Below are 24,224 nucleotides of genomic sequence, written 5' to 3'. Positions count from 1 at the left end.
CGCGCTCAACCCGCGCAGGCCAATGAGGTCGAAGTGCCTAAGTAGGCCATGCAGCTGCACAGAACAAAACCTCGGATTGAGGCGATAGAATCTAACTTCCTCATTTCCCATCACATCATTTTGATCCGTGCATATGGAAATTCATGCCCAGAACGTGTAGCAATGCGAACCGCCTTTGCGGACCACTCGAAAAGAAAACACGCGCCCGACACAGGGCCCGAAAGGAATACACCAATGGCTTTGCCTCAGGTATCACAGAATATGACATCTGACGATTTCGACCGGATGGCCGGAAACGCGACCCGCGCATCGAATTTCCTCAAAGCTATCAGTCACGAAGGCCGACTGATGATCCTTTGCCATTTGGTGTCCGGCGAGAAATCTGTGACTGAACTGGAAGACCTGCTGTCCGCCCGTCAGGCAGCGGTCTCACAACAACTGTCCCGCCTTCGTCTGGAAGGGCTGGTGATTCCCCGGCGCGAAGGCAAAGCGATTTATTACCGACTGGCGGACGACAGACCACGTCGCATGCTGGAAGTGGTGTACGAGTTGTTCTGCAACGACGAAAAAAGCTGACACCGCCTTTTTGGGTACTTCCTGATCGCGCGGGTTTGCCTGTGCATATCGTCTGCGGCTCCGCAGCATCGTGTTACCTCGTGCGGCACCATTTCGTTGCGTGCGGGCGACCTGCTGCTCAGCCCCCATTTGAGGCCCCCCACCGAATAGCCGACGTACCCTCTCGTTCATTCGAGCCTGGGGGGCTCGGACGCCGCCACGGTCCGGACGTATTCCAACCAGAATAAAGGCGCGGCAAAATACTGGTTCCTGCATAAGAAAACTGCTACGCAAGTTTCAGAAAAAACACATGGAGGTATTGATGATCCGCGCAATTCTGGTTGGACTCGCCCTGTTTTCTCTCGCCGCATGCGAGACTGCGAAGGGTGCAGGCAAAGACATCGAAAATGCAGGTGACGCCATTCAGGAAGCTGCAACAGACGTCCAGCAGAACATCTAAAGCCTTTCATTATGTTGCGGAGTTGCCGCAATCATACACAAGATATGGTTGATGACTGTGCCTAAATTCAGTATAGTTGTTGGTACAGGTGCATAGACGCGGTAATGCATTTCTGACACAACCACGGGGTTCTTGTGCACGCACAAGAACCCCGTTCCCGTCTTACGAGGGGGCAGAGTGGTAACCTGATTGAGCCCAAAAGCCCGAAGAAAAAGGAAAAGGCGTCAGGTGCGCAGACGCGGTCTTTGCACGTATCCTCTCGGACACTCCTGACGCCTTGCCGGGTCGATGCGCCCGAGGGACGCTCGATCCAGTTGCCCTGGCCCTGATGCGGGCCACGACCGCTGAGCGACACCCTAAAGTGCCTCACAACACGCATTGACCTTCTGAGAGTCTGTTCACCTGATCGGGGTCAGACACCCAAATCAGCTGACCATCCACCGGTAAGCCTTTGCACATAAACGAAAATCCTAAGATCTACCTTTACTGCGCTGACCCCCTTGGCCTTTGCGTACCACCCAAGTTCCTAAGAACCGTTGCGGTAATCAAACTGTTACATCCGGGTCATAGTCCGGCAAGAAAATAGCACTGCAGCATAAAAATTAGACGGGGATAAAATGTTGATATCCGGCGGGAGAGATTTGTGGATAACTCCGGAAATCGAAACACCGCGCAGTCTTGTAGATGGAAAAGACCAAACGCGAGGCGATCGCCCACTTTTCGGCTCTTTCTGCACCTGCGAAGACCGCCACGCCGCCCATTCGGTGCGGTGTGCTGGATTTGAACACTGCCAAAGGCCCAATCTGTCGAATCGCACAAGCACAGATTCGTCGACTTGTGACGCCTTTCCTTCGACCCGCCGATGTGGAAAAACGCGCACCCTTGGACAACGTCACCAGATTTTGGATTTGATACTTGGTGTCAGGCGGCTAACAAAGCCGAATTAACAGCATTCGCAGGATGCGAAGACCGCGGCCGGACGGTAACACACTACAATCGAAGTGAGCTGAAGGATCGCGAGATCCAGACGCATCGCACCGAGGAACGCCGCATTCCGACACAAAGCAGTCTGGATCCCATCGCAAGCAGTCACGTTGCCGTCCGACCCGTCTCCTCCCTGTGGAGACGCTGGTTCCGTTTTTTTGAGAAGCGTTCCGACCCGACCGGGATTACCATTTAAGCGCCGCCACACAGTGCAGCCAGTACCCCCTACAGCCGGTCGGGCCGGAAACACTTCAGTTCACCTGTCGTTCCAGAACGGTGCTGTAAGTCGTTCCGTTCCGCAGGCTACGGAAATCGGCATAGATTTTGCCGTCTTCGTACCGCGCATCGATCAACGCATTCGCGCCAATCACCAGCGGTGAAGTCTCAACGATGCCAATCGAACCCGACCCATCCAGGCTAATGGTTCCTGTGGCCTCGTTTTCATTCCAATCGGTGTCGCCATCCCGGCGCCACTTGCTGGGCCCCCAGAAGACATTGTCTTCCTGAATCTGGACATCCAGCATCCATTCCGCCTGATTGAATCGAGGTTCGTCACCCCGTTGTCCAAGGCTGGGCGATACGGTCGTGTAAGACCCTAACCACGTGCCGCGCAGGTCCGGGGTATTGTCGGCCAATGCGGCCGTTCCAAGGGTGAGGGTCGTGGCCAGAGCGGCTGCTCCGGCAGTCAAAAATCTGGTCATGGGCTCTCCTCCGAGTTCATGGCCGTTGCTGGCCTGCTGATCAGATTGGGAGGGAGCGCACAGGATACAACTTACCTAAGGGAAACTTCACAATGAGTTAACTCAACGATCAGACACTCGACGCGTTCAGGGGCACGCAAAACCGCGCGCCCCTGCCCTAACACATCGCTGTTAAACACAATTATTCGACAGTGATGTTTCCACTGATCGTGTTTACGAATTTCATGGTATCGGGATCGGTCAGCGAGGAAAAGGTTCCGCCCCCCGTTGCGCTGGCCCATCCACCCGAGCCTCCGGACACGGTCCAGTCGCCGGTCAGGGCACCGTCTGAACCAAATCCCGTGGCCGTCCAGGTCATAACTGCCTTCTCCCCCGCTGCGGTGTCGAACACGCAGTTGCCGGTGCCCGAGATCCCGGCCCCATTGATCAAAAGCGCACCGAAACATGCCCCGCTTGCCCCTTCCAGTGGATGACCGGCGGCAACTTCGAAACTGTCATATGCGGTCTGCGTGTTCACCACGGCGTGGCCGTCCGAAATTTCGATGACCTTGTTCGAATTCACCCCCATACCCTTGCCCGCTGCGTCATACGTTTCCGACTGGGCCGAGGCAGCAAACAGACCGATGGCTAAGGCTGTGACGGCGGTCGCTTGAAAGAACTTGTGCATAATACCCTCTCTTTTCTGAGGTTCGGGCGTTGCAAGCGTTTGAACAATCATTGAATCCGCTTGAACGCGGCTCCCCGTGGTCACAATAACACATCGCGATGTGAGCGTCTAAACTGCGCCCCTGACCTCACCCCACAAGAGCATTGGCAAGCTTACAAATGCCAAACAAACGCCAATCTCAGCCTTATTGGATTATCCATTGGAAGAATCTCCCGCGGATTTGCGTCCATGGTTCACCCCGCTTAATATTCAAAAATTCCAATGTTAAAAGAGGGGGGGGTTATCATGGACAGTCAGGAAATTGGCAAACCGGGAATTCGAGTTCCGCATATCGGTTTTGGCTCGACGGGTATTGGCAGCATCCCGCAAATCTACGGGTACGAGGTTGATGAAGAACGCGCGCGCGAGACCTTGCGGACAATCCTGGCTCAGCCTGGCGGCTTTATTGATACCGCCCGCGGCTATGCACTTGGGCGTAGCGAAGAACGTATTGGGGATGTCATTCGCGAGCTGGGCGGTTGGCCCGAAGGTCGAGTACTTTCTACGAAAATCGACCGCAACATGGAAACCAGCGTTTTCGATGCCTCTCAGGCCCGGCGATCCCTTGAGCAAAGTTTTAAAGCGCTTGGCGTAGACCGCGTGGACATCCTCCACCTACATGATCCGGAATATGCTGGCGACGTGTACGAGATTACACGCGACGGAGGCGCGCTAGACGAGTTGTTCCGGATGAAAGAGGAAGGTTTGGCAACCGCCGTCGGACTGGCAGGCGGAAAGCTGGATGTTCTCATGCCTATGCTCCGCGACCGAGACTTCGACGTTGTGATGACGCATAACCGGCATACACTTGTGAACGTCAACGCAGCACCATTGATTCAACTGGCCAAATCAAAAGGGGTCTCGGTTCTAAATGCCGCGCCCTACGCAGGGGGCGTTCTGGCAAAGGGCAGTGCGCTGCATCACTTCTACGTCTACCGGCCGGCAACAGACGAAACGCTTGCCCCGGTGCGTGAGATTGAGAAAATCTGTGCTCGCCACGACGTCCCGATGGGCGCGCTGGCGCTGCAGTTTTCACTTAGGGACGAGAACATTACCTCAACGGTGTGTGGAGTCACTTGGCCACAACACGTTCGGCAGACAATAGAATGGGCGAATTGGGATATTCCAGAGGTGGTCTGGAATGCGCTTGCCGACCTCGGGCAATCGGAGGCTGACCCAGAGGCAACCTAGTATGCGTCAACAAAGAAAGGAGAGAACGGACAGCCTTAGCTGTCCATCTTCAACGCTGAAATAAACGCCTCCTGCGGGATATCCACCTTCCCGAACTGGCGCATCTTTTTCTTACCCGCCTTCTGCTTGTCCAGCAGTTTGCGTTTCCGCGTGGCGTCGCCTCCGTAACATTTCGCGGTCACGTCCTTGCGCAGGGCCGAGAGGGTCTCGCGCGCGATGACCTTGCCGCCGATGGCGGCCTGGATCGGGATTTTGAACATGTGGCGCGGGATCAGGTCCTTGAGCTTTTCGCACATCGCCCGGCCCCGCATCTCGGCCCGGTCGCGGTGAACCATGGTGGACAGCGCATCGACGGGCTCGTCATTCACCAGCACCGACATCTTGACCAGATTATCCTCAGTATAGCCGGTCATCTGGTAGTCGAAGCTGGCATAGCCCTTGGTCACCGATTTCAGGCGGTCGTAGAAGTCAAACACGACCTCGTTCAGCGGCAGGTCATAGACGACCATGGCGCGGCTGCCCGCATAGGTCAGGTCCAGCTGGATGCCGCGACGGTCCTGGCAGAGTTTCAGCACATCGCCAAGGTATTCGTCGGGCACCAGAATGGTCGCCTTGATGCGCGGCTCTTCGATGTGATCAACCTTGGACGGATCGGGCATGTCGGCCGGGTTGTGCAGCTCGATCATCTCGCCGTCTTTCATGTAGACGTGATAGATCACCGACGGCGCGGTGGTGATGAGCTCGATATCGTATTCGCGTTCGATACGGTCGCGGATGACCTCGAGGTGCAACAGGCCAAGGAAGCCGCAGCGGAAGCCAAAGCCCAGCGCGGCCGAGGTTTCCATTTCGTAGGAGAATGAGGCGTCGTTCAGCGCCAGTTTCTCGATCGCGTCGCGCAGGTCTTCGAATTCGGCGCTGTCGACAGGGAAAAGGCCGCAGAACACCACAGGCTGCGCGGGTTTGAAGCCCGGCAGAGCGACCTCGGTACCGTTGCGGTCATTGGTGATGGTATCACCGACGCGGGTGTCGCGGACCTGTTTGATCGAGGCAGTCAGGAAGCCGATCTCACCGGGACCGAGGCTCTCAACCATCTGCATCTCAGGGCGGAATACGCCGACGCGGTCGACATGGTGCAGGGTGCCGTTCGACATGAACTTGACCCGCATGCCCTTTTTCAGCGTGCCGTCCATGATACGAACCAGAACGATGACACCGAGATAGGCGTCGTACCACGAGTCCACCAGCATCGCCTTGAGCGGCGCGTCCAGAGTACCCTTTGGTGCGGGAAGTAGTTTTACGATGGCTTCCAGCGTTTCGTGGATGCCCTGCCCTGTTTTGGCGCTGACCTGAATGGCGTCGGTCGCGTCGATGCCGATCACATCCTCGATCTGTTCGGCCACGCGGTCACAATCGGACGCGGGCAGGTCGATCTTGTTCAGCACCGGCACGATCTCATGATCGGCGTCGATGGCCTGATACACGTTGGCCAGCGTTTGCGCCTCGACCCCCTGGGTCGAGTCCACAACCAGCAGCGAGCCTTCGACCGCACGCATGGAGCGGCTGACCTCATAGGCGAAGTCCACGTGGCCCGGGGTGTCGATCAGGTTCAGCACATATTTCTCGCCGTTATCGGCGGTATAGTCGATGCGAACCGTGTTGGCCTTGATGGTGATGCCGCGTTCACGCTCGATATCCATGCTGTCGAGCAACTGTTCCTTCATGTCGCGATCCTTAACCGTTCCGGTCTCTTGGATGAGCCGGTCAGCAAGGGTGGATTTGCCATGGTCGATATGCGCGACAATGGAGAAATTGCGGATATGAGCGAGGTCTGTCATGGAACGGGATATGTCCGCAGAATGAAGCCTCGTCAAGCGGTGAAGCGTTGCAGAAAAGGCCGCGATGGTGTCTTTCTGCCCTGTCGCATTTACCTAAAATCAGCGAATGCGTAGGATCATGGCGCTGAATGGCCGACGCACCAACAAGAAAGCAGAGTAAACCTTGGCCAATTATTCCATCTTTGTGCTGGGGGAAAGCCAGCTGTCGATCTCAGTTCCGCAAGGGCTGGATGGCATCAATCAGGGTACGGGTGTTCACCTGATCGGACAGACCATCGAGATTGACACGCGCAATATCACCGAAGTCTTTATCCGGGATGGCGGCAACGACACCACCTTTTCCGATAACGATGGAAATCAGCAGCTGGACGGCGATCAGACGATTGATGGCATCCCCTATTCAGACGGCGCGCGGGTGGAGGCCGAATATGGCATCACCCTGACAGATGGCACGAACACGTGGCAGGCGATTGCATTCAATGTGAACAATTCATCGCCATCCTATGCCACCGTCGAAGGAATCGCCTTTATCGGTGGCCCGGGCGAGTTTCCTCCGGCAGGCGTTACACTAACGGTTGTCGGCACTCAGGAAGGTCCCAGCTTTGCCGTCGACGATTACGTTACCCCAATTTGTTATAGCAGCGGGACCTCGATAGAAACCGACAAAGGCGCCATTCCGATCGAGGCATTGCAACCGGGCGATCTGGTCTGGACGCAGGACAGCGGCTATCTACCTGTGCAATGGGCCGGCTCGCAGGATGTCATTTCGGCAGGGCGTTTCAGGTTGGTTGAGATCCCGACAGGTGTTTTGTCCGCGGTCGCGCCGCTGAAGGTTTCGCAACAGCACAGGATTTTGATCCAGCATCCGCTAGCTGAGCTACTTTTTACGACTCCCGAAGTCTTCATCCCCGCGATCAGCCTCGTCGATGCCGGGATTGCCACGCCGTCAAACCAAAAGACAGCTTGTTATCACCACTTCCTGCTTGAACGCCACAGTGTCATCCGCGCCAACGGAGCCGCATCTGAGAGCCTTTTGGCCGTCTCCCAGCACAAAAGCACGGACCCAGACGGGTTGTTCTTTCCCGACCTCCCCCGGCACCTCCCGGGTACGGCGGAAACCGCTCGGCCCGCTCTGAGGCGCAAAGAGGCCGTGCTATTGTTGCGAAACATCTTGGCCATTGATCCTGAGAACTGTTTGTTTCATACTCCCGCGCAAGCTGAGAGGGGCGTCAGATCCCTCCGGGCAGGCAAAAACGAGGCATGAGCATGAAACAGTTCCTCCTTATCGCACTATGTGCCGCGTCGATTTCGACGATTGCACCGCAGACAGTTGAAGCCGCGCAAATTAAACGTGCATGTCTGGCGTCTGAACGACAGGCAGCAACCCGGGCGCGGTGCAGTTGCATTCAGCAAGTGGCCAACCAAGCACTGACGCGCAGCGATCAGAAAACGGTCGCCAAGTGGTTCAAAGACCCTCATCAGGCGCAAGAACTCAAGATGTCGAAAACCGCGCGCGACGATGCGCTTTGGGATCGATATCAGAACTTCGGCCAAATGGCACAGGCGATCTGCAGCTAAGCTGATCTCAATCCTTGACCTGATCAACGCTGCGCCCCAGAAAAGGCGCAGCGAAAGGTATGTCAAATGGTTATGAAAGGGCTGACCCTGCGTGGTCTCGAAGTGTTCGAGGCTCTGGCGCGGACGGGTTCGGTGGCGCAGGCTGCCGAAATCACGGGGCTCAGCCAGCCATCGGTGTCTCAACAGTTGCGCAATCTGGAAAATGCGCTGGGCACCGATCTGGTGGACCACGGACGACGCCCGATGCGTCTGACGCAAGCCGGGCGCAGCTTTCTGGCGCGAACCGAGGCCATTCTGGCCGAGTTGCAGATAGCCCAGAGCGAGTTGACTGTGATGGACCTGGGTCACCTTGCAACCCTGTCCATCGGCCTGATCGACGACTTCGACAATGACCTGACCCCACGCCTGGCGACACTGCTGGCAGAAAGTCTGACGCGGTCCAAGTTCAAACTGATCACCCTACCCAGCCTTGATCTGTTCGCCGAGCTAGAAGCTCAGCGCCTGCATCTGGTGGTCTCGGCCCACAGCGGCGAAGTGCTGGAGGGCGTCGTCGAGTATCCGCTGGTGCGTGACCCATTTATTCTGGTTACACCCAAAGGGGTTGAGAACGCCATGCAGGAACTGCCCTTCCTGCGCTATGCCCGCGAGCAATTGATCAGCCGCCAGATCGAGGCGCATCTGGCGCGGCAACAGTTGGAGTTCGAAGAGCGTTTCGAAATTGGCTCGCACCTGGCGCTGATGGCAATGGCTGCGCGCGGTCTCGGCTGGGCGATTACAACACCGTTGGGTTATATGCGGGCCGCACGTTTCCACGATGATCTTGAGGCGCACCCCGCCCCGATCGGAGACGTCTCGCGGACGATATCCCTGTTCACCCGCTCCGACTGGTCCGATCAGGTCCCGCAAGAGGTCGCGGGTATGATGCGTCGCCTGATGGGTAGCCAGATCGTCGACCCGGCGCTGGCGCAATTACCGTGGCTGAACAACCGGTTAAAGCTGATGAACTAGCCGCGCAAATGCGCGACAACGCCCTCGACCGCCACCTCGATCAGATCCAGCGCACCGTCGAAATCGCGGGTATAATACGGGTCGGGCACGTGGTCAGCGCCAGCCTGTGGCGCAAAATCCGTCAGTAGACGAACCGGGGTTTCGTTGCCCGCAGGCCGCAAATCCTCGATATCGGCAATATTGTTGGCGTCCATACCAATGATCAGATCGAACCGGTCAAAATCCCCGGCCACGAATTGCCGCGCCCGAAGATCACCCAGGTCAATCCCACGCGCCCGCGCCGCCTTTTGCATCGGACCGTAGGGCGGTTCACCGATATGCCAGCCAGAGGTTCCGGCACTGTCGGTGATGTAGTTGGGCGCACGGGCGCGAAAGACGCCCTCGGCAGCGGGGGAACGGCAGATATTGCCCAGACAGACGAACAGGATACGGTGGGTCATGAACCACGGTGTAACGCGAAGGGCTGAGATGGAAAAGATCGTCATTCTGACAGGGGCCGGGATTTCCGCCGAAAGCGGGCTGGGCACGTTCCGCGACGAAGGCGGCCTATGGGCCCAGCACCGGATCGAAGACGTTGCCACCCCCGAAGGGTTCGCCCGCGATCCGGCGCTGGTACACGAATTCTATAACGCCCGCCGGGTGCAAGCTGCCAAGGCGCAACCCAACGCAGCGCACGAAGCGCTGGCGCGGTTGCAACGTGACTGGCCCGGCGAGGTTGTGATCGTTACCCAAAACGTCGACAGCTTGCACGAAAGCAGTCGTGCCAGGGACGTAATCCACATGCACGGCACGTTGGCAGGCGCGCTCTGCGCTGCCTGCGGCCATCGTTGGACCGCACCACCCGAAATGGCCGTGGCGGAACCCTGCCCCGCCTGCGCGGCCCCAACGGCGCGACCGGATGTGGTCTGGTTCGGAGAGATGCCTTACCACATGGATAACATTTACGACCATCTGGCCGGGGCTGGTCTGTTTGCGGCCATCGGCACTTCAGGTCAGGTCTATCCTGCGGCGGCCTTCGTACACGAAGCCGCGATGTCCGGCGCCAGAACAGTTGAACTGAATCTCGACCCGTCAACCGGCGCGTCGAGTTTCGACGAAGTCATACTGGGCCCTGCCACCGAAACCGTTCCGCGCTGGGTCGACCGGTTATTGGGCCAACGCTAAGGCAAAATCCGCAGACACGGGCCGGATTTCCTGTTTATAGTAAAGGCGTAACAAGCTGGGAGACCCAGATGACAGACCCCCAAAACCAACAAGGCGAAATTCTTGACGATGGTACCCTTGATGGTCGTGATGCCCTTGGGAATCAGCTGACCGATCTTTGGTGGACATTCCTTCTGCGCGGGATATTGGCCGGTGCGCTGGGGATTGCCGCCCTGTTCTGGCCGACAGGTAGTATCGCGTTGTTGCTACGGCTGGTTGGGGTTCTTCTGGTTCTCGACGGCGGCCTGACCTTACTGGGCTTTGGGCGGCGCGGGCTGATCGGAGGCTTCGGCGTCGGCGCCCTATTGATCGGGCTGGTTCTGCTGATCTGGCCCGAGGGCGTTGCCCGCCTGGCGTTTTTCCTGCTGGGTGCCTGGGCATTGATCGTCGGCATTGGCTCCTTGATGGCGTGGCGGCAAATGTCGGGGGACCACCCTGATGCCCCAACAGTGCGCAACTCGGGAATCGTTGCGCTTGTGATCGGCCTTGTGCTTTTGTTCTGGCCCGGCAGTGGCATGGTGGCTCTCGGTTGGGCAATCGCTTTCTCTGCACTCGCCTTTTCCGCAGTCATGCTCTGGCTGGCAATGCGCTTCAAACACGCCCATGACCGCGTGGCCATGCGGGTAGTCAATCGCTGATCTCAGTCCCACAAGGACAACAGGCCGGGTAAAACCCGGCCTGGCGCATGGATGTCGGCTGCAAAACGGCCCGAAGACGGGCGTCGCTTCAGTTGGAATGCGTGCCGTGACCGCCAGAATCCTGACGCTCGAGATCGACAGGAACCTCGATCTCTACCTCGCCGGCATTCTCAAAGATCAACGTCACGGGAACCATCCCGCCTTGCTCGAACGGGGCCGTCAGGCCCATGAACATCACGTGGTCACCGCCGCGTTTCAGCATGTGGGTCTCACCGGCAGGAATGGCGAACCCTTCCTCGACGTGGGTCATCTTGGCCACGCCATTATCGTCGACAATGTGGGTGTGCAACTCGACCCGTGCAGCAGCTTCCGATTCCACACCGATCAGCCGATCATCGGCATCCCCGGTGTTTTGAATCATCATGAAGGCCGCACCCGCCTTGGCCGTCTTGCCCGATGACCGGGCATAGGCATCGTCAACGGTGATCGTATCCTGCGCAAAGGCAGCAGTGGCAAGTGTTGCAGCGGCCAGGGTAGCCAGAAGTTTGGATGTGAGGGACATAGCACCTCTCCTGTATTAAGTGTCTGATAGGGTAAGGAAACGGTTCAGACATCTATTGGAGGCGCACGGGCCGGCTTGGACGGGACCGGCAGAGCGATCAGATTGTCCGCCTCGCGCCGAGGTACCGGACGGTCGTTTTCGGGTGCAATCGGCAGCACTGGTTCCGCGACGGCTACCGCCCCCAACAGGGTCAGCGCATAATCCGGGCAGAAATGAGGAGGTTGAGTTGGCTGCCCCTCGGCATCCATATAGACCACAACCGGTCCGGAGCCTGTGCAAAGCACCATCTGCCCGATGGCCCGATCCATTCCGCGCGATGCCGAAACGCCCTGCCCCGTCAGAATGACGAGCAGCGATAGCACAACCGGCAGGAATCTATTCAGAAAAAGCTTCATCCTGCCCCCGATATAGGCCAGAGACAAAGCGGGCTTCAAGCGCAATCAGATGCGCATGAAGCCCAGGGCTGGGAGGACAGTGTCAGCGATCCGGTTCCGGACGTTTGACGGACCCTTTGGTCAGGCTGGTGTGCAGCCGATTCACCTGACGCTGCATCCGTAGACATGTCCCAACTGACTTGCCGAAAAATGCGGCCAACAGGGAGAACGCGTTGAAAGACTTGAAAGACATGAGAATTAACTCCGCCAGATGAATATGACTAAACATAAGATGGCGGACGCAAGTTGTATGTGAACAATATCACCTAAACCGAAAATTTAATTCCATTTTAAGAACAGATACCCAGCAAACAAAAAAGGCCCTGCACCGGGTGGTACAGGGCTTAAATTCTTTCAGGAAAACAGGATTAGGCCGAAGCTTGCGCCTTGGCGATTTCCTTTTTCACTTTCAGTGCGTTGTCGGACAGTTCTTCGTCCTTGGCTTTGGCCAGGAACGCGTCCAGACCACCACGGTGGTCCACCGAACGCAGTGCAGCCGCCGAGATGCGCAGCTTGACGCCACGGCCCAGGGTTTCCGACTGCAGTGTAACGTCGTTCAGGTTAGGCAGAAAACGACGACGAGTTCTGTTTTTGGCGTGGCTGACATTGTTGCCAGTCATCGGGCCTTTTCCGGTCAGTTCGCAACGGCGCGACATGGTTTCTTCCTTTGTTTCTGGTGGCCAGGTATTACACCTTCGGCCAAATCACAAGGGGCGCAACCCGAAGTCGCGCCCGAAAACTGGTTGGATGCGTGTAGTGGGAATCGCTGGCGGGGTCAAGCCATATGCCACGCTTTCACGACGCCAAGTTTTTATTTTGGACCGCAACGCGTTTCAATGCGTGTTCTTCCAGCCCCAGCCGCCCGGAAATTGCCGCTGGAACAGCCAAAACGTTCCCAGTAGCGAGGTTTTTTCGGACGCGCGGCCCGATGTAGCCGGATGCCCCTTTTCAAGTGATAGTCGCTGCCGTGCAGCAGCTTTTGCGACCTGGCGTATCGGCCACTTTGCCGGATCACTGAAGTTGCCGAATGGCCTCCGAAACACAGCCTCGCGATTTCCATCGCCGGGAATGCCCCCCCCCTGGATCATCGTCGCGTTCAACAAATCGGCCCAATTGAACGGATCAACCTGATTGAGGCCCTGTACAGAATGCCTACAACTCGACAACGCCCCGAGATCGGGATCGAACTCTTTCGCCTATTTTTTGAACCGCCAGTCAAACGGAACATGATCTTCGCAAATTGAAAGCTGGGAGGGAAACGGCAACAAGTAACGTTAGGTTCAGCGCCCATGCGAGGCGCAGGCCGGCATATCCGCCCATTGAAAAACCCGTCGCCGATACGTGTTCCAAATCCGGCGCCAATTTTGAAAGGCAGGCTTTAAGTGCGGTCGTTTCAGAGTTGACGTACCAATCGTTCCGGCGGGATCGCCCCGGATTCATGAGTGAGGTGCGTAATCAATCTCCGTCGAAAACGCTGTCTTGCCGCACACTTCGTCCACCCTGATAATTGAACGACTGGGCCGCCAACCCGGTGTTCGGCACATCGAAGTGCGCGAGACGAGCCGCCCTTTCCGCACTGATGAATATCGCAGCTCAGCCGACCCGCACCAGCGGCTTTTTGTTCTTGAGGTGCCGGGCGACCAGTTGTGCCTGTTGACGTCCTTTTGGAATAAAGCGCGCCGGGTTTGGATTGCGATTCACATCTGCCAACTCCGGAAAAATATCGAATATCTCACACCTCGCCTCGGGGCTGAGGGCCTTAAGCGCCTCGGGTCCGGTAAACAGGCTTTCGCTCGGGGCATCTTCGGCAAAAACAATCTCGTGCCGATCAAAAAGCAGGTGGTAGTATTCGACATTGTCGACCGTTTCATCGACGAATATTCCCGGCAATGCGGTCAGCTTGATCGCCGGAATCAGGACCTCGGAGGCTCCGAACATCCGCTTGGCGATTTTCGACTGTACCAGCATCCTGTGTTGCCGTGAGACCAGCAGATCGCGATCCGGCAAACCACCGCCCAACGCGCCGGCCAGGATACGCACGGGGCGCCGTTTGGGGTCGTTTGCAAGCTCACTGGCCATAAACACACGGCGTCCGATCCAGCGGATGGGTTGCAATCCGTTCCCCTGCGTCGGGATCAGGTCTCCGGTCCGAAGATCCTGAATTCGGGTTGATCCATGTTGCGTCCGGATAAGAGTGTCCCGTGTAAAACAGAGAAACCCGGTCCCGGATTCAAAGCCGCTGTAGGTGGTGACAATCCCCGAGGGCAGTTCGAAGGTGCCGCTGGAAAGTGAGTATGATACCCCGTCGACAACAGTGAACGTTCCGAAATTGGCGTCGGTGACGACTGTTCCAACTGGCAAGTTGAGCGCGTCCTGCCCGGAACCGCCACTGACATCCCCGGTGACCTCGGTGCGGATGAAGTTAAGGGTGTCATTGCCCTGACCCAGACGGATGTTGCCAATCAGCGCGTCATAGACTGTGACCGTGTCCGAATTGCGCCCGGCGTTGAGCTGCCCGCCGATCTCGGCATTCACAATCGTGATGTCGTCATTTCCGCCGTTGCCGCGAACGTCACCGGAAATCGTGCTGCTGACCACGTTGATCTGATCGTCGCCGCCGCGACCGCGGATATCATCAATAGGCGAGCCCTCGGGCGAGCCGTTCAGCGTCCCTTGGTTGCCCGTGACGTCAATATTGTCGGCACCATTTGTCCCTCTGATATCGGGCATGTTCGGCGGCCTCCGGTGCGCTCATCTTGCGGTTCGCGCAAATTTGGACCTACAGCCCCCCCTCTCCAAATCGGCGCAATCAAAAAACTGTATTCCGGACCAGAATACATGTTTTTGACGTTCCCACCACCTCAGGCAATCACCGCCGCCTAGTCTGTTGCCAGGATGCGCAGCATTCGGCTTGCGGCTGACGTCGGGCTCAGGTTCCCCGAACCGACCTCGGAGGCCAGACGTTCCATCTCGGCGCGCGCGGCCGGCGCGTCCAATTGGGATAGCAGGGCGTGCCGTACTTCCTGATCGAACCAGAACCGTGCCTGAGCGGCTCGATTATCGGACCAATGCCCGCTCTCACGTCGCCAGCCTGTCAGGGCCTGCATTTCCTCCCAGGCCTTCTCGAGCCCTTGTTCCTCGACCGCCGAGACGGTCATTGCCTTGGGGAAACCCTCGGGGTCTTGTGGGCGTTTGCGCAGCAGGCGCAAGGCACCGGCATAGTCGGCACATGTGCGTGTGGCCGTGGCCTTCAGGTCGCCGTCCGCCTTGTTCACTAGGATCATGTCCGCCATTTCCATGATGCCACGCTTCACACCTTGCAACTCGTCCCCGCCCGCAGGTGCAAGCAACAGCAGGAACAGGTCGGACATTTCTGAAACAACGGTTTCGGATTGCCCGACGCCCACGGTTTCGATCAACACGACATCAAACGCGGCAGCCTCGCATAGGGCAATCGCTTCGCGCGTGCGGCGGGCAACACCACCCAGATGCGATTGGCTGGGCGACGGACGGATAAAGGCGTTCTTCTCGCGGCTCAGGCGCTCCATCCGGGTCTTGTCGCCCAGAATCGAGCCTCCCGAACGCGCCGAGCTTGGGTCGACAGCCAGAACCGCCACGCGCAGCCCTTGACCGGTCAGCATCATGCCAAAGCTTTCGATAAAGGTGGATTTGCCCACGCCCGGCGTGCCTGACAGGCCAATGCGCAAGGATTGACGCCCCGACTTGGCCAGATATGCCAGCAAATCGGACGCCTGCGCCCGGTGATCGGCGCGGCCACTTTCGACCAGAGTGATTGCACGGGCCAGCGCACGCCGGTCCCCGTTCAAAATCTTGTCACCTAGGCTGTCTATTTCCATTCCCACCCCGATATTTTGCGGCACGACTACTTGCCGCCCCGCCGGGTGATTTGTCCAGACCGGACCTTTGAGGAAAGGTACCCGATGCATACAATTCGCGCCCATGTGTTGCTGATGATCCTCTCTTTCCTGCCTGCCATCGGCATGGCTGAGCAGAGCCGATTTGCCCTGCGGGCGCTGGGGGTCAAGGTGGGCGAATTGGTTCTGGTGTCCGACCTGAGCGCGTCCCGCTATGCAGTGGAAGGACAGCTTTCGACGACCGGATTGGCCGGAGCAATCAAACGCGTACGCTTTGTGCTTGAGGCTCGGGGGCGCCGCAAAGGGGCGCGGTTTTCCCCAGTCCAATACATCGAGGACATGGACACGGGCCGTCGGATATCTCGCGTAAGGCTTGACTACAGGAACGGTATCGCACGGGCCAGTGGCCCCAAGATCAGTGATCGCGGTGACTATGCCGTGACGGATGCACAGCAACGCGGCGCGGTGGATCCGCTAACCGGTATTTTCATGGTTTTGCGGGATCAGAACCCGGCTGAGCTTTGCACCATGCGGCAAAAACTGTTCGACGGCGAACGGCTGACCGAAATCGCCCTTACCCGTCGGATCGATGAGAACGGCAAAGTTCGCTGTGTGGGCGCTTTTACCCGGCTTGCAGGCTATCCGCCCGGCGACCTGCGCACCGGCAGCCGTTTTCCGGTATCGGTAACCTATGAGCCCCATGACGATGTGATGCGTGCTACACGGGTTGACGCACAAACAATTTATGGCCCGGCAGTCGTCCTCCGCAAATAGCGGAACTGGACCTTGCCCGACGGTTGACGGATAAAGCGCCAATGACCTTACGACTGCCCATCGACGACGCTGTTCCTGATCTGCTGGCCGCGCTGAAGGCCAATGGCCGGGCTGTTCTGCAGGCTCCTCCGGGTGCAGGCAAGACGACACGTGTGCCTCTGGCCATGCTCGACGCCGGGCTATGCGACGGCAAGATTGTCATGCTGGAGCCGCGCAGGCTTGCCGCTCGGGCAGCCGCCGAACGGATGGCGGAAACTCTGGGGCAGCGCGCCGGAGAGACCGTAGGGTATCGCGTTCGCGGAGAGGCGAAAGTCTCCAAGGCAACCCGCATCGAGGTCGTGACCGAGGGCATTCTGACACGAATGCTGCAATCCGAACCGGACCTGCCGGGCGTCGGCGCGGTGATTTTCGATGAATTCCACGAGCGGTCTCTGAATGCCGATCTTGGGCTCGCATTGTGCCTTGAAGTCACTGGCGCGCTGCGTGACGACCTGATCCTGCTGGCCATGTCCGCGACATTGGACGCCGAGCCGGTTGGCAAACTGATGGACGCGCCGCTGGTAGCATCCGAGGGTCGCAGTTACCCGGTCGAGACCCGCTGGCTGGACCGCCCCTTGAGAGCGCAGGCGCGACGACTGGATGCGCTCGTCGAGCTGGTGGTACAGGCCGAACGTGAAACCAAAGGCGGAATGCTGGTCTTCCTGCCCGGCGAGGGCGAGATCCGAACGGCTAAGGCCGCTTTGTCCAACCGATTACCAGGTGACTGCACGGTACGCCCTCTATTCGGCGCAATGCCCTTCGCCGCGCAACGCGCGGCAATTGCTCCGGTGAAAACCGGACGCAAGGTGGTGCTGGCGACTTCGATCGCCGAAACCTCGCTGACTATCCCCGACATCCAGGTGGTGGTCGATATGGGACAGGCGCGGCGGGCACGGTTCGATCCGGGCTCTGGCATGTCGCGACTTGTGACAGAGAGGGTGACGCGCGCCGAAGCCACCCAGCGCGCTGGCCGCGCGGGACGAGTCGCCGAGGGCGTGTGCTACCGACTGTGGTCCAAGGGCGAAGAAGGGGCGCTGGCCACCTACCCACCAGCCGAGGTCGAAGCCGCAGACCTGACAGGGCTGGCATTGGAATTGGCGTTGTGGGGCGCGGAACCCGGCGATCTGGCCTTTCTGACTCCACCGCCTGAGAGCACGATGGCCGAGGCCCGTAGCTTGCTGACAATGCTGGGAGCTTTGGATACCAAAGGCCGGATTACCGACCATGGCCGAGCTTTGGCGGCATTGCCCCTGCACCCCCGACTGGGGCACATGCTGGAAACCGCCGGAACAAGCGCCGCAACGTTGGCTGCGCTGATGGCCGAACGCGATCCCCTGAAAGGTGCCCCCGCGGATATTTTGCTGCGGCTTGAGGCGCTGCGTGATCCGCGTGCGTTTCAACGCAACCGGGTATGGCAGGTCAATTCCGGCGCGCTAGAGCGGATCAAAGCCGAAACCAAGAGACTGAAAAAACCGGGGGGCCCCACTGACCTGAGTCCCGCCGCGATGGCCGCTCTGGCCTACCCCGACCGGATCGGGCAACGCCGCAAGGGCGACGTTCCCCGCTATGTACTGTCTGGCGGCAAGGGCGTTGTGCTGGCAAACGACGACACGCTCGCCGCCGCGCCGTATCTGGTGGTCACAGACACCGACGGAAACCCGCGTGAAGCACGTGTGCGAATGGCTGCGCAGATCTCGGAACGCGAAATCCGAGACCTGTTTGCGGATCAGATCGATTGGGTCGAGACCTGCGACTGGTCAAAACGCGAGCGTCGAGTCATTGCGCGGCGTCAAGAACGCTTTGGCGCGATTACTCTGGACGACCGCATCTGGAAGGACGCCCCTGATGAGGCCATAGCCTGCGCAATGCTGGACGGAGTGCGCGATCTGGGCCTGCGTCTGGACGGCGCTGCGGCGCGATTGGCCGCACGTGTGGAACTGGTGCGGGCCGAAGGGGCCGACCTGCCAGATTTCTCGATACACGCATTGATGGAGACGCTTGAAGATTGGCTGCTGCCCATGCTTTCGGGCCAGCGCACTGCTGAAGACTGGAAGAAGTTCGACCTGCTGCCTGCTCTGCGCGCCCGGCTAGACTGGAACCAGACGCAGGAGTTGGACCGCCGCGCGCCGGGTTCATTCGAGACCCCGCTGGGCCGCAAAGTGCCGATTGACTACGGTGGTGCCGTGCCAGAGATTTCAGTGCGTTTGCAGGAACTGTTCGGCGTCACCCGTCACCCGATTGTCGGCGGCGAGGCGTTGAAGATCACGCTGCTGTCGCCAGCGCAACGCCCGATACAGATCACACGCGATTTGCCGGGGTTCTGGGCCGGTTCTTACGCGGATGTCCGCAAGGACATGCGCGCGCAGTACCCGAAACACCCCTGGCCCGAGGACCCAACCCAAGCTGACCCGACCCTGCGTGCCAAACGACGGGCTCGTTAATTCTCCCTTAGGAAACTTTCGGCGCGCAGCAGATACATTGATGCATCTGAAATAAACTGTTAAGACGCGCCACTTTAAAACTGGAAGCGCACGACACAGCTTGTACTCATGACGTCATGGCTGCGAAATATGTGGGAAGAGGTCGCCCGACCGTTCATCCTGCGCCCTCACAGGGTGCAGTTCGCAGCTTTGTGCGTACGTGACACCGAAGATGGCGAAGAAGTGCTGCTCATAACCAGCCGCGATACGGGTCGTTGGGTTATTCCCAAGGGCTGGCCGATGGACGGTAAAGACGGCGCCGAAGCCGCCATGCAGGAAGCGTGGGAAGAGGCCGGCGTAAGAGTGAAGCACCTGAATCGGGATTCGGTTGGTCACTTCACGTATGACAAAAGGTTGGATGATGGGTCGGCAGTTCCGGTCTGCACGAGCGTTTTCCGCATAGAAATCGAAGGCTTGGCAGATGACTACCCCGAGGCTGGTCAGCGCCAGCGCAAATGGTTTCCTCCGAAAGAGGCGGCCAATCTGGTGCACGAACCAGAACTCAGCGCCCTGCTGCGGCATTTGTAACAAATTCCAACAAACTTCTGTGAGGCTGGTTGCAACGCCTGTGGCAAGCCTTTAACCGCACCGGCTAAACCAAACCACCCTCAGAAAACCGATGTCGAACACAAACCCAAAAGCCCGCTGGCAGGCGCTGGACAGCGATCTGCACCGAATTTCCCGCATTGAGCATGCGAACGTCCACTTGGCGCGCCCGATGCTGGCTCCGGGGATTGCGCTGGCGTTTATCGCACTTGCCGGACTGACCGCTGCGGTACTGTTCGGCCGGGCCGATGGCGGATTGATCGTGATCGCGGCCGCCGGTTTTGGGGCCTATATGGCGATCAACATCGGTGCGAACGATGTCGCCAACAACATGGGCCCTGCGGTGGGGGCGAATGCCCTGACGATGGGCGGGGCCATCGCTATCGCCGCCGTCGCGGAAAGCGCCGGTGCTTTACTGGCGGGCGGAGACGTAGTTTCGACGATTTCCAAAGGCATCATCGATCCAGCATCAGTCCAGAACAACAACGTGTTCATCTGGGCGATGATGGCGGCGCTGATTTCATCGGCGATGTGGGTCAACTTGGCCACCTGGGTCGGCGCGCCCGTATCGACCACGCACTCGGTCGTGGGCGGTGTAATGGGGGCCGGTATCGCGGCTGCTGGCCTGAGCGCCGTAAGCTGGGGCACAATGAGCGCGATTGCCGCCAGTTGGGTGATTTCACCGGTTTTGGGTGGTGTCATCGCAGCGGGCTTTCTGGCGCTGATCAACGCAAAGATCCAAAACCAGGACGACAAGATTGCAGCTGCCCGTCGCTGGGTGCCAATCCTAGTGGCTTTGATGGCAGGCGCGTTTGCCACCTATCTGGCCGTCAAAGGCCTAAAGCGGATCATAAAAGTCGATCTGGAATTCGCCCTGCTGATCGGGCTGGCCTCGGGCGCGCTGGTCTGGTCCATGACCGTTCCATGGGTTCGCCGCAAATCCGAAGGGCTGGAAAACCGCACAAAATCACTGAAAACGCTGTTCGGCCTGCCTCTGGTCATTTCGGCCGCATTCCTGAGCTTTGCGCACGGCGCCAATGACGTTGCAAACGCCGTTGGCCCGCTGGCCGCGATCGTGCACGCGGCAGAGTTCGGAGATTTTGCTACAAAAGTCTCGATCCCGACCTGGGTAATGGTCATCGGAGCCTTTGGTATCTCGTTCGGTCTGTTCCTGTTTGGACCCAAACTGATCCGGATGGTGGGCAGCCAGATTACCAAACTGAATCCGATGCGCGCATTCTGCGTCGCGCTGTCCGCAGCGATTACGGTCATCATCGCGAGCTGGCTGGGACTGCCGGTCAGCTCGACCCATATCGCCGTTGGTGCCGTGTTTGGCGTCGGGTTCTATCGTGAGTGGCACCAGAATCGCCAGCGGGACCGAACCAACCGCCAGCGCCCGCCCGAGCAACAACTGGCCCGGGAAGAGCAGCGGCGGCGCAAACTGGTCCGGCGGTCACATTTCATGACGATCGTCGCCGCCTGGGTAATCACGGTTCCGGCGGCCGCATTCATGTCGGCTGCGATCTTCTGGATGCTGACGGCGTTCACCTGAGCGGATTAGCAAGGTCGAAGTTTCGAGATTTCGCTTTGTTCAGGGAATGATTTGATCCGGACGCAGACTCTTGTCGGGTTTTTGCACGACAAGCGTCCGGACTCTCGCGCAGATCGGCGTCGACCGCCCGCATTGTTTACCCAGACGAATGACTTCACCCTGCAAACTGTCGATTTCCGTCGGTCGCCCTGCCATCAGATCGTAAGCCATTGACGTTCGCGCACTGGGATCGATGGTCAACATCCGCGCGGCGATCCGGGTGAACAGAGGTGTCGGCAAGCGCAGGATGTGGGGCGTCATCCACGCAGGTAATGGGGTCGTCGACGCAACCGTATGACCGGCAGCCCGAAGTACGGCCAAAGCTTCTTCCATCTGGTCGGCCATGAGACGGCGCCATTCCCGATCCATCAATTGATCTTTCAACGACAAACCCGACAACGCATTCAGCGCGTTGTTCAGGTTGATAACCAGCTTACCCCACTGGACAGCCTCAATATCGTCGTTCTCGATCACCGGTAGATCAGGGGAACTGAGCGTTTGCCCCAATCCGCCGGGGCCAGACTGGATCACGATATCGCCAGACGTCGCACGATGAAAACCAGCCGGTTCGGACGGCACGACGTTAAAGGGCACCATCCCGGCCCGTACATCGCGATCCGGCAAAGCAGTGCGGAGCGTTCGGGCATTCTCCATCCCGTTTTGCCACGACAAAATGGGCGCGGATGCCGGGACAAGCCGTGCGATTTGACTCGCCATGTCGGCCGTGGCCGCAGCCTTTACGGTTACGATCACCAGCTCTGCATCCTGCAGGCACTCGGGATCTTCGGTCAACGTCAACTGCTCGGCGTCAACGTGACAGCGCAGGCCGGAGAAATCGGTAACAGTCAAACCTTGCGCGCGGATCGGGTCCAGAATGCGGGAACGACCCAGCAGGGTCACGTCGTGGCCGACATCGGCCAGCAATGCCCCGCAATAACACCCGATGCTGCCCGCACCCGCGATAACTATTTTCATGGCGTCCCTCCCCTAAAGGGGAGGATTGCCGGTATCAGGCTCTCGGGCAAGGCCCCCTGACGTTTGGTCAGCGCGCAAGTCTTGGCCGGGTGCGCTCCAGCTCTTCCGAGATTGGAATGAACTCCTGATCATCGCCCGGCGGCAGATGGAAAGCACCATTTGCCCAGTCCGCAGACTTCCATTCACGGGTGGCGTTTTCGATCTTTTCTTTCGAGGAGGATACGAAGTTCCACCAGATATAGCGGTCTTCGCCCAACGTCGCGCCACCCAGCAACATCAGCCGCGCCCCGAGGGGGCCGGCCTTGACCGACAGACGATCACCCGGACGGAACACCATCATGCGACCTTCCTCGAACGTGTCGCCTGCGATCTCGATCGAACCCTGAGTGACATACACACCACGATCTTCGTGGTCGTCGGGCAATGGGAATGCGGCACCTGGATCCAGCTGCACGTCCAAATAGAACGTTTCGGACAGCATCGTTACCGGGCTGTTTTCGCCATAGGCCGAACCCAGGATCAACCGGGCGCTGACCCCCTTGTCTTCGATATGCGGCAGCGCACCCTGCTTGTGATGTTCAAAATCGGGGGCCATATCCTCATGCGCCTCGGGCAGAGCGATCCAGGTTTGAATTCCGAACAGACTGTGCCGTTTGCCTCGGGTTTCCTCGCTGGTACGCTCGGAATGGGTTACGCCGCGCCCGGCAACCATCCAGTTGACCTCGCCGGGGTAAATCATCTGATGCGTACCGAGGCTGTCCCGGTGTTCAAACTCACCCTGATACAGATAGGTCACCGTGCCCAAACCGATATGCGGGTGCGGGCGAACGTCGATTCCGCCATCGGTGATAAACTCGGCAGGTCCCATTTGATCAAAGAAAATGAACGGCCCGACGAGCTGACGTTTAACCGAAGGCAGCGCGCGACGAACCTCGAACCCGCCCAGATCGCGGGCGCGCGGGATAATCAACGTCTCAAGCGCCGCATTATCTGACTTGCATTCGGGGTTGTGGGTGGGGTTCCAACTCATGCGTGCTCTCCCGTGATCTGTGCATTTCGCTCATTGATGCAGGATATAATTCGAATATATGCGTTTCAATTTGCACAAATGCACATAATGGGTGCGAGGATTTCGTCGTGTTTCGGGACGTCCTCAGGCCTGATCGGGTTCGCGTGGCCAAAGCCGCGGGAAAAACGGCCCGTCGATACGGTCGCCTTCTCGGTAACCGGCCGCTTCGAACTGAGCGCGTTCGTCCTTGGCCCAGTCACCCCGATAGCGAATGATGCCGTCCGGCGCGGTCATCCTGAGCGTAAATCGACGCACGGTCTCGGTCGGCGTAACAGACGCAAGCCCGCCGTGCAGCGTACGCATGTCGAAATAGATGCAATCCCCCAGTTCCATGTCCCATTGCAACAGTTCATATGCATCCGGGTCCGCGTTGATGTCAGGTGGCGGATGATAGGTTAGCCCTGCCACCTCAGTGGGTTCATAGCTGGGATGGCCATCGGCAAAGCGCACCCGCATGAACAGTTTGTCCCAAAGATGCGAGCCTTTGACGAAGGCGATACCATTTTCCCTGCTCACCGGTTCAAGCGGCAACCACAAGACGCACATTGTGCCTTCAAAATCAAAGTAGGACAGATCCTGATGGAACGGAGGGCGAGAGGTCGAGCCCGCCTCACGCAGGAACCAGTTGTCCATGACAAGATTGATCGACGGTGCACCCAGCAACTGTGCTGCAATTTGCGCACAGGGCGAATTATGAACGAAATCCGTAAATTGCGGGATTTTGTTCCAGGCCCAGTAATCCTCGAGATAGGCCGGTGCGCGCGGGTCTTTGGTATGGCGGGTGAAGTTTTTCGTCGGGCGGACCAGATCCGCCTTGATACCATCCCGCAGCAGATTGAGCCAATCCTCCGAGAACCTGGACCGCAGCACAACTGCACCATCACGTTTGAACGCTTTGATTTCGTCGTCTGAGACAGGGTCTTGATGGATCATGCTGCGGGCCTTCCCGACATGAGATGATGGGTGTCAGGATTGCACCCGGATAAGGTAACCGTCAAAGGAATTCACAATTTGCGTGTT

At 58.6% G+C, this 24,224-nt stretch carries 25 protein-coding genes; 12 read left to right on the top strand and 13 right to left on the bottom strand.

Translation table 11 applies throughout. The features are described from left to right. The first annotated feature begins 234 nt into the window (after nucleotides 1–234). Together ACR0J0_RS09585 and ACR0J0_RS09580 are read left to right on the top strand one after the other, a co-directional pair. Nucleotides 235–576, top strand: a complete 342-nt coding sequence (locus ACR0J0_RS09585) for an ArsR/SmtB family transcription factor (protein ID WP_239336163.1) — start codon at nucleotides 235–237, stop codon at nucleotides 574–576. A 301-nt stretch (nucleotides 577–877) separates the two neighbouring features. Beyond that, nucleotides 878–1,015 carry an entericidin A/B family lipoprotein gene (locus tag ACR0J0_RS09580; protein WP_239336160.1) on the top strand — a complete coding sequence of 46 codons (138 nt, stop codon included), beginning with the start codon at nucleotides 878–880 and terminating at the stop codon, nucleotides 1,013–1,015. Nucleotides 1,016–2,250: 1,235 nt separating this feature from the next. On the opposite strand, the gene ACR0J0_RS09575 is transcribed toward ACR0J0_RS09580, so the two are convergent. Both ACR0J0_RS09575 and ACR0J0_RS09570 read right to left on the bottom strand, forming a co-directional pair. Next, on the bottom strand, nucleotides 2,251–2,700 hold the full coding sequence (locus ACR0J0_RS09575; protein ID WP_480663333.1) for a hypothetical protein: 450 nt from the start codon (nucleotides 2,698–2,700) through the stop codon (nucleotides 2,251–2,253). Nucleotides 2,701–2,881: 181 nt separating this feature from the next. Further along, entirely contained in the window at nucleotides 2,882–3,367 is a 486-nt protein-coding gene (locus ACR0J0_RS09570) for a hypothetical protein (RefSeq protein ID WP_480663331.1), read from the bottom strand. 285 nt (nucleotides 3,368–3,652) lie between these two features. Here ACR0J0_RS09570 and ACR0J0_RS09565 point away from each other — a divergent pair, with 285 nt between their 5' ends. Beyond that, on the top strand, nucleotides 3,653–4,597 hold the full coding sequence (locus tag ACR0J0_RS09565) for an aldo/keto reductase (protein WP_480663329.1): 945 nt from the start codon (nucleotides 3,653–3,655) through the stop codon (nucleotides 4,595–4,597). A gap of 35 nt (nucleotides 4,598–4,632) precedes the next feature. On the opposite strand, the gene lepA is transcribed toward ACR0J0_RS09565, so the two are convergent. Next, nucleotides 4,633–6,432: a translation elongation factor 4 gene (lepA, locus tag ACR0J0_RS09560; RefSeq protein WP_480663327.1), complete on the bottom strand. Its 1,800-nt coding sequence runs from the start codon at nucleotides 6,430–6,432 to the stop codon at nucleotides 4,633–4,635. A 163-nt stretch (nucleotides 6,433–6,595) separates the two neighbouring features. On the opposite strand from lepA, the gene ACR0J0_RS09555 reads away from it, so the two are divergent. The 3 genes from ACR0J0_RS09555 (at nucleotide 6,596) to ACR0J0_RS09545 (ending at nucleotide 9,018) form a co-directional block, all read left to right on the top strand. Beyond that, nucleotides 6,596–7,696: a Hint domain-containing protein gene (locus ACR0J0_RS09555; RefSeq protein WP_480663325.1), complete on the top strand. Its 1,101-nt coding sequence runs from the start codon at nucleotides 6,596–6,598 to the stop codon at nucleotides 7,694–7,696. Between the two features lie 2 nt (nucleotides 7,697–7,698). After that, nucleotides 7,699–8,010: a hypothetical protein gene (locus ACR0J0_RS09550; protein ID WP_480663323.1), complete on the top strand. Its 312-nt coding sequence runs from the start codon at nucleotides 7,699–7,701 to the stop codon at nucleotides 8,008–8,010. Between the two features lie 66 nt (nucleotides 8,011–8,076). Next, nucleotides 8,077–9,018, top strand: a complete 942-nt coding sequence (locus tag ACR0J0_RS09545; RefSeq protein WP_480663322.1) for a LysR family transcriptional regulator — start codon at nucleotides 8,077–8,079, stop codon at nucleotides 9,016–9,018. On the opposite strand, the gene ACR0J0_RS09540 is transcribed toward ACR0J0_RS09545, so the two are convergent. Then, on the bottom strand, nucleotides 9,015–9,458 hold the full coding sequence (locus ACR0J0_RS09540; RefSeq protein WP_480663320.1) for a low molecular weight protein-tyrosine-phosphatase: 444 nt from the start codon (nucleotides 9,456–9,458) through the stop codon (nucleotides 9,015–9,017). The genes ACR0J0_RS09545 and ACR0J0_RS09540 overlap by 4 nt on opposite strands. 28 nt (nucleotides 9,459–9,486) lie before the next feature. On the opposite strand from ACR0J0_RS09540, the gene ACR0J0_RS09535 reads away from it, so the two are divergent. Together ACR0J0_RS09535 and ACR0J0_RS09530 are read left to right on the top strand one after the other, a co-directional pair. Beyond that, nucleotides 9,487–10,182, top strand: coding sequence for an NAD-dependent deacylase (locus ACR0J0_RS09535; protein ID WP_480663410.1), 696 nt, complete (start codon nucleotides 9,487–9,489; stop codon nucleotides 10,180–10,182). 68 nt (nucleotides 10,183–10,250) lie between these two features. Then, entirely contained in the window at nucleotides 10,251–10,859 is a 609-nt protein-coding gene (locus ACR0J0_RS09530) for an HdeD family acid-resistance protein (protein ID WP_480663318.1), read from the top strand. Between the two features lie 88 nt (nucleotides 10,860–10,947). On the opposite strand, the gene ACR0J0_RS09525 is transcribed toward ACR0J0_RS09530, so the two are convergent. The 6 genes from ACR0J0_RS09525 to meaB all read right to left on the bottom strand — a co-directional run bounded on the left by ACR0J0_RS09525 (nucleotide 10,948) and on the right by meaB (nucleotide 15,712). Then, entirely contained in the window at nucleotides 10,948–11,421 is a 474-nt protein-coding gene (locus ACR0J0_RS09525) for a copper chaperone PCu(A)C (protein WP_480663316.1), read from the bottom strand. A 44-nt stretch (nucleotides 11,422–11,465) separates the two neighbouring features. Next, nucleotides 11,466–11,816: a hypothetical protein gene (locus tag ACR0J0_RS09520; RefSeq protein WP_480663314.1), complete on the bottom strand. Its 351-nt coding sequence runs from the start codon at nucleotides 11,814–11,816 to the stop codon at nucleotides 11,466–11,468. 82 nt (nucleotides 11,817–11,898) lie between these two features. Further along, nucleotides 11,899–12,048: a hypothetical protein gene (locus ACR0J0_RS09515; protein WP_480663312.1), complete on the bottom strand. Its 150-nt coding sequence runs from the start codon at nucleotides 12,046–12,048 to the stop codon at nucleotides 11,899–11,901. 175 nt (nucleotides 12,049–12,223) lie between these two features. Then, complete coding sequence (gene rpmB, locus ACR0J0_RS09510) at nucleotides 12,224–12,511, bottom strand: 50S ribosomal protein L28 (RefSeq protein ID WP_170473488.1); 288 nt, start codon at nucleotides 12,509–12,511, stop codon at nucleotides 12,224–12,226. 937 nt (nucleotides 12,512–13,448) lie between these two features. Beyond that, nucleotides 13,449–14,585: a Hint domain-containing protein gene (locus ACR0J0_RS09505; protein WP_480663310.1), complete on the bottom strand. Its 1,137-nt coding sequence runs from the start codon at nucleotides 14,583–14,585 to the stop codon at nucleotides 13,449–13,451. A 149-nt stretch (nucleotides 14,586–14,734) separates the two neighbouring features. Next, nucleotides 14,735–15,712, bottom strand: a complete 978-nt coding sequence (gene meaB, locus ACR0J0_RS09500) for a methylmalonyl Co-A mutase-associated GTPase MeaB (protein WP_480663308.1) — start codon at nucleotides 15,710–15,712, stop codon at nucleotides 14,735–14,737. Nucleotides 15,713–15,796: 84 nt separating this feature from the next. On the opposite strand from meaB, the gene ACR0J0_RS09495 reads away from it, so the two are divergent. The 4 genes from ACR0J0_RS09495 (at nucleotide 15,797) to ACR0J0_RS09480 (ending at nucleotide 21,121) form a co-directional block, all read left to right on the top strand. Next, entirely contained in the window at nucleotides 15,797–16,504 is a 708-nt protein-coding gene (locus ACR0J0_RS09495; RefSeq protein WP_480663306.1) for a DUF3108 domain-containing protein, read from the top strand. Nucleotides 16,505–16,545: 41 nt separating this feature from the next. Beyond that, nucleotides 16,546–18,984 carry an ATP-dependent helicase HrpB gene (gene hrpB / locus ACR0J0_RS09490; RefSeq protein WP_480663304.1) on the top strand — a complete coding sequence of 813 codons (2,439 nt, stop codon included), beginning with the start codon at nucleotides 16,546–16,548 and terminating at the stop codon, nucleotides 18,982–18,984. Nucleotides 18,985–19,092: 108 nt separating this feature from the next. After that, nucleotides 19,093–19,551, top strand: a complete 459-nt coding sequence (locus ACR0J0_RS09485; protein ID WP_480663302.1) for an NUDIX hydrolase — start codon at nucleotides 19,093–19,095, stop codon at nucleotides 19,549–19,551. A gap of 91 nt (nucleotides 19,552–19,642) precedes the next feature. Continuing rightward, nucleotides 19,643–21,121, top strand: a complete 1,479-nt coding sequence (locus tag ACR0J0_RS09480; protein WP_480663300.1) for an inorganic phosphate transporter — start codon at nucleotides 19,643–19,645, stop codon at nucleotides 21,119–21,121. Between the two features lie 39 nt (nucleotides 21,122–21,160). Here the strand turns inward: ACR0J0_RS09480 and ACR0J0_RS09475 are convergent, their stop codons facing one another. The 3 genes from ACR0J0_RS09475 to ACR0J0_RS09465 all read right to left on the bottom strand — a co-directional run bounded on the left by ACR0J0_RS09475 (nucleotide 21,161) and on the right by ACR0J0_RS09465 (nucleotide 24,137). Next, nucleotides 21,161–22,135 (bottom strand): 2-dehydropantoate 2-reductase, encoded by a 975-nt coding sequence (locus tag ACR0J0_RS09475; RefSeq protein ID WP_480663298.1) that lies wholly within the window; start codon nucleotides 22,133–22,135, stop codon nucleotides 21,161–21,163. A gap of 67 nt (nucleotides 22,136–22,202) precedes the next feature. Beyond that, on the bottom strand, nucleotides 22,203–23,165 hold the full coding sequence (locus ACR0J0_RS09470; RefSeq protein ID WP_480663296.1) for a pirin family protein: 963 nt from the start codon (nucleotides 23,163–23,165) through the stop codon (nucleotides 22,203–22,205). A 123-nt stretch (nucleotides 23,166–23,288) separates the two neighbouring features. After that, the gene (locus ACR0J0_RS09465) at nucleotides 23,289–24,137 is read right to left on the bottom strand and encodes a phytanoyl-CoA dioxygenase family protein (RefSeq protein ID WP_480663294.1); all 849 of its coding nucleotides are present in this window, start codon (nucleotides 24,135–24,137) and stop codon (nucleotides 23,289–23,291) included. Between the last annotated feature and the right edge of the window lie 87 nt (nucleotides 24,138–24,224).

The organism is Ruegeria sp. BF12, assembly GCF_056538705.1.
The sequence above is the reverse complement of the archived record's forward strand: the minus strand, read 5'-3'. Positions and strand labels throughout refer to the sequence as shown.